The organism is Anaerotalea alkaliphila, assembly GCF_010179735.1.
Lineage (GTDB): Bacteria > Bacillota > Clostridia > Lachnospirales > Vallitaleaceae > Anaerotalea > Anaerotalea alkaliphila.
In genome coordinates this window covers 1-4,802 of sequence record NZ_JAAEEH010000071.1, presented here as the reverse complement: position 1 = coordinate 4,802, position 4,802 = coordinate 1, and the positions used below count along the sequence as shown (strand labels likewise).

Annotated in this window: 7 protein-coding genes; all 7 read left to right on the top strand. The window is 51.9% G+C overall.

From position 1 onward, the window contains the following. Positions 1–118 precede the first annotated feature (118 nt). From GXN74_RS14080 to GXN74_RS14050, 7 genes are read left to right on the top strand one after another with little or no spacing between them, the layout of a single operon-like run. On the top strand, positions 119–820 hold the full coding sequence (locus GXN74_RS14080; RefSeq protein ID WP_246208738.1) for a head maturation protease, ClpP-related: 702 nt from the start codon (positions 119–121) through the stop codon (positions 818–820). A gap of 12 nt (positions 821–832) precedes the next feature. Next, positions 833–2,320 (top strand): phage major capsid protein, encoded by a 1,488-nt coding sequence (locus GXN74_RS14075; protein WP_162371567.1) that lies wholly within the window; start codon positions 833–835, stop codon positions 2,318–2,320. Between the two features lie 13 nt (positions 2,321–2,333). Next, positions 2,334–2,639 carry a hypothetical protein gene (locus tag GXN74_RS14070; protein ID WP_162371566.1) on the top strand — a complete coding sequence of 102 codons (306 nt, stop codon included), beginning with the start codon at positions 2,334–2,336 and terminating at the stop codon, positions 2,637–2,639. Further along, positions 2,611–2,964 carry a hypothetical protein gene (locus tag GXN74_RS14065; RefSeq protein WP_162371565.1) on the top strand — a complete coding sequence of 118 codons (354 nt, stop codon included), beginning with the start codon at positions 2,611–2,613 and terminating at the stop codon, positions 2,962–2,964. Before GXN74_RS14070 ends, GXN74_RS14065 begins: the two co-directional genes overlap by 29 nt. Next, positions 2,951–3,268: a hypothetical protein gene (locus GXN74_RS14060; RefSeq protein WP_162371564.1), complete on the top strand. Its 318-nt coding sequence runs from the start codon at positions 2,951–2,953 to the stop codon at positions 3,266–3,268. The genes GXN74_RS14065 and GXN74_RS14060 overlap by 14 nt, the downstream gene beginning before the upstream one ends. After that, a complete protein-coding gene (locus GXN74_RS14055; RefSeq protein ID WP_162371563.1) occupies positions 3,268–3,738 on the top strand; it encodes an HK97-gp10 family putative phage morphogenesis protein in 471 nt (156 codons plus the stop codon). The genes GXN74_RS14060 and GXN74_RS14055 overlap by 1 nt, the downstream gene beginning before the upstream one ends. 12 nt (positions 3,739–3,750) lie before the next feature. Then, the gene (locus tag GXN74_RS14050; RefSeq protein WP_162371562.1) at positions 3,751–4,656 is read left to right on the top strand and encodes a major tail protein; all 906 of its coding nucleotides are present in this window, start codon (positions 3,751–3,753) and stop codon (positions 4,654–4,656) included. Positions 4,657–4,802: the final 146 nt, after the last annotated feature.

Genomic DNA, 4,802 nt, shown 5'->3' with positions numbered 1-4,802 from the left:
GCACCTCCATTCATTGGTATAATTATACCAATGAATGGGTCAAAAGTCAATGCAAAACCGCCTCAAAACCCAGTGTTTTCAATGGTTTTCGTATAATCATTGGTATAAAAATCCGGGAATGCAGGTTGAAAGCGAAACGTCCGCCGACCACTTCCGGAGCGAGCTTGGAAAATATCCGGACGTGAATCAGATCAACCTGTATGTGAACAGCTTCGGAGGATCCGTGTTTGAGGCCATGGCCATCAGGAGCCAGCTCAAACGGCATGCGGCAACGGTCACAGGATATGTGGACGGGTTTGCATGCAGCGCCGCATCATTTGTGTTGACGGCATGCGACAAAGTAGTGATGCCGTCCAATACGATGCAGATGATCCACAACGCATGGAACTATGTTGCGGGAAACGCGAAGGAGCTCAGGAAGGCTGCGGATGACCTTGAAAAGATCATGGAGGGGAACCGTCAGGCTTATCTGGAGAAATCAGCAGGAAAGATCACGGAAGAAAAGCTGATGGAGCTGCTGGACAGCGAAAGCTGGCTGACAGCTGCGGAATGCCTTGAGTATGGACTGGCAGACGAGGTGACGCTGGGCGAAGTGGACCTCACAAACGCAAAGGCCATGCTTGAGCAAAGGAACAAGACACTGGAGCAGAAGATCAACTACAACAAGGCGCTGGCAGCACAAATCAGGGCGATGCAAGAGCCTTCCGTACAAGAGCCGAAACCCCAGGCGTCGGAACCTGAACCATCCCCAGCACCATCCCCAGAATCGGAACCCGAAAACAAGGCAAAAAAACTGATGGCGGCACTTTTCCGCCAGTAGAGGAGAAATCACATGAAGAATCTGGACCTTTTGAGACAACAAAAGAACGAAATCCTGAGCAGGCTCAACCAGGCCCTGAAATCTGGGGATGAAGAAGTGTTTGCGCAGGCATTCGGGGAATTCACGGAAAACATCCAGGAAGCCGTATTGGCTGAAGCAAGAGGGCTTGTGCAGCAAGCGGACACGAACATCCTAACGGGTAGAGGTGTGAGGCAGCTCACATCCGAAGAGGGCAGCTACTTCCAGGCTGTCATCGATGCCATGAGATCCTCCAACCCCAAACAGGCGCTGACGGATTTGGACGTGGTCATGCCCAAGACAGTAGTGGATGCCACCTTCGAGGACCTGAAGACGAGCCATCCCCTGCTGGATGCCATCGACTTCCAGAACACAAGCGGCCTGATCGAGTACTTGGTCAACACGGATGAATCCGAACTTGCAACATGGGGCACCCTTTGCAGCGAAATTGTAAAGGAACTCACAAGCGGATTCAAGAAAGTCAACATGACCCACAACAAACTGTCCGCATTCCTGCCCATCTGCAAGGCAATGCTGGATCTTGGACCGGCATGGCTGGACAGATACACCAGGGCAGTCCTTGGCGAAGCTGCTTCCCTTGGGCTGGAAGAAGCGATCGTTAACGGAACCGGCAAGGAAATGCCCATCGGGATGAACCGGCAGGTCGGAAGCGGCGTAGTCGTGACAGACGGTGTCTACCCCCTGAAGGAAGCCGTTGTTGTGAGTAGCCTGGATCCCACAACCTATGGAGGTTTGCTGGCTGCCCTGGCTGTATCCCCAAACGGGAAATCCAGAGTGGTCAACGAGGTGCTGTTCATCTGCAACCCCGTAGACTATCTCCAGAAGGTCATGCCTGCAACCACAATCAGGAGTGCGAACGGCACCTACGTCAACAATGTGTTCCCCTTCCCCACAAAGGTGATCCCGTCCATCGAAGTGCCGGTAGGAAAAGCCGTCATCGGTATCGGGAAGCGGTACTTCATGGGAATCGGAACCGCAAAATCCGGAAAAATCGAGTACAGCGACGAGTACAGGTTCCTGGAGGACGAAAGGGTGTACCTGGTGAAGCTGTATGGCCATGGGGAGCCCTTGGACAACAACGCATTCATCTATGCGGACATCTCCAACATGAAGCCTGCGACCCACCGCGTATTTGTGGCGAACGACATCGACAGTCCGGTGCCGACCTACTATCCCCTGTATGACGCAAGGCTGGCCGGCCTGACAATCGGATCCCTTGAACTGTCTCCGACATTCAACAAATCCACCATGAGCTACACGGCAGCAACAGTCAATGCGACCAACACAATCACAGCGGTGGCCATGGACGGGGAAGCTACAGTTGAAATCCTGGTGAACGATGTAGCACACGTAAACGGAACAGCTGCCACATGGGATGCCGGTGAGAATACCGTGGTTGTCAACGTAACCAGCGGAAGTGAAACCGAAACCTACACAGTTGTTGTGACCAAGAGCGAATAAGCAGGTGAACTAGATGGCGGACAGCACACTATTGGCCGATGTCCGCAACTACCTTGACATCACATGGGAAGACGATGCCGGAGACCTGAAACTCTCCGGCATCATTGACCGTGGGGTGAACTACATAGATGGGATTGCGGGATCTGCACAGGACTACCAGCTGGAGGACAAGGCCAGGGAATTGCTGTTCGATTACTGCAGATACGCAAGGTCGAATGCGCTGGAGGACTTCCAGAAGAATTTCCTTCATGAGCTGCTGGCCCTGCAAATCTCAAAAGAGGTGGAAGCGTATGAAGCGGCAGAAACAGACGTACAATGATGGGACCTTGAACATCTACGCCGTTGGGAACATCTCAGCTGAGGGGGACATGCCGAAGGAAGGACTTACCCTAAAAGTAGAGAATCTGCGGTATGAGGAAAGGATTGTAGGCATGAACCGGTACTGGAATGCCTTCCAGTCACAGGTGAAGGTCGAAAGGCTGCTAAGGGTGCAGCTCATCAAGGAAGTGTCCAGCCAGGATGTGGTTGTACCGGTTGATGGTGAGCAGTACAGGATTCTGCAGGTGCAGTATCCCAAAGATGTTGCCCCGCCTTCTATGGACCTTTCGCTGGAAAGGATTGATGCGGCTTATGACTTTGCTTGATTTGAGGGACAGGCTCCTGGAGACAGGATTGCCGGTCTATCATTATTTCACCCATGCGGAAGCTGACAAATACATCATCTGGGCCGAAGATTCGGAAGGGAACTCAGGACATGCGGACAACAGGAAGACGACACAGATCCTGCAGGGTACAATCGACTACTTCACGAAGACCGAGTACGATTCCAATTTCGACCTGATCCAGGAGAAGCTCAACACATCTGACATTGCCTGGAAACTGAATTCAGTCCAGCATGAGGAAGAGACTGGATTCATCCACTATGAGTGGTTATGGGAGATGATTTGATGGCAAAGATGAAATTCAATGCCGGTGATGAATATGCCCGAAAGCTGGACAAGTTTGGAAAAGACGCTCCGGAAATCGCAAAGAAGGTTGTCAGAGCTGGAGCAAACCCGGTAGCGGATGAAATACGCAAGAATCTTGTGGCCAACCTGAACGACCCGGCATATGCGGGCAAAGGGGATGGCGGCTTGTTTGGTGGCAAGAGGAACAGGCCAACAGGAGAACTGCTGGATTCTTTCGGCGTAACGCGGCCGATGGTGGACAAAAATGGGAATACAAACGTAAAGATTGGTTTTGGAGGATATGACAGCAAAGGCGTACCCCAAGCGTTGAAGGCCAGAGCCATGGAATCAGGCACCAGTACCCTCAAGAAGAGGCCGTTTGTTAGACCTGCGGTTAAGAAGACGAAAGGCATCGCAGTTGATGCCATGGGCAAGGAACTGGATGAACAACTCAAAATCTACAGCTTATAAGGAGATGTGAAAATGGATCAGAAATATGCCGAATTCGTTGGTGTGGACAGTGTCCATGCTGCGGTCATCTTGGAGGATTCCGAGGCAAGCTACCTGGCGGACACGCCTGAATATTTTGCCCCGGTAGCCGAAATCGTAGGTGACACGGAAACAGAGAGCAAAACAACCTACTACGACAACATTCCTGCAAACAACTATGTTTCGGAGGGAGTGACAACGCTGAACATGACCGTGTCCGGTGTGCCGGCACAGGTAGCCGCAAAATACCTTGGGAAGTACTATGATTCGGCAACGGGAAGGGTATACGATGTTGGGGAACCCAATCCCCCGGATGTGGCCGTTTCCTTCCGGTTCAACAAGGGAAGAGACGGATACAGGTATTACCAATACCTCAAGGGCACCTTCAGCGGCGGATCAGAGGAAGCATCGTCCAAAAAGGGTGATGGAATTGAAGAAAAGACGTACCAGATGACATTCACAGCTGTGGCGACCACACACAAATGGACAATCGACGGGGAAACAAAACCTTTGAAGCGCATATTTGCGGATACCGTGGATGCAGCCTTCGACCCGACCGGCTGGTTTGGCCAGGTGCAGACACCGGATACGGCAGATGCGCCTGAGGCACTGGCGCTGTCTTCCAGCAGCCCGGTGGACGAGGCGACAGGAGTTGATGTTGGAAGCAACATCGTCCTTACGTTCAACAACAAAATCCTGAGCCAGAGCATCACGCTGTTTACGGAAGCATTCGCACCTGTGGCAGCAACATTGACCAAGGACACCACTGGCAAGATCATCACCATCAATCCGGAATCGAATCTGGCGGCAGCTACAGGATATATCCTCATCATGACGGAAGTCAAGGATATCCATGGACAGACGCTCGAAAACCAGGTTGTCGAGTTCACCACAGCGTAACCATAAGGCAGGGATTCCTGCGAGGCCACTGAAAAACATCATAGTTTTTCGTAGCCGCAAATTTAACCAAACAAAAACCCACCATGACCTGAAACGTTTTCAGGTCATGGTGGGTTTTTCATGTCTGTTTGTTGCCTATGATGCTT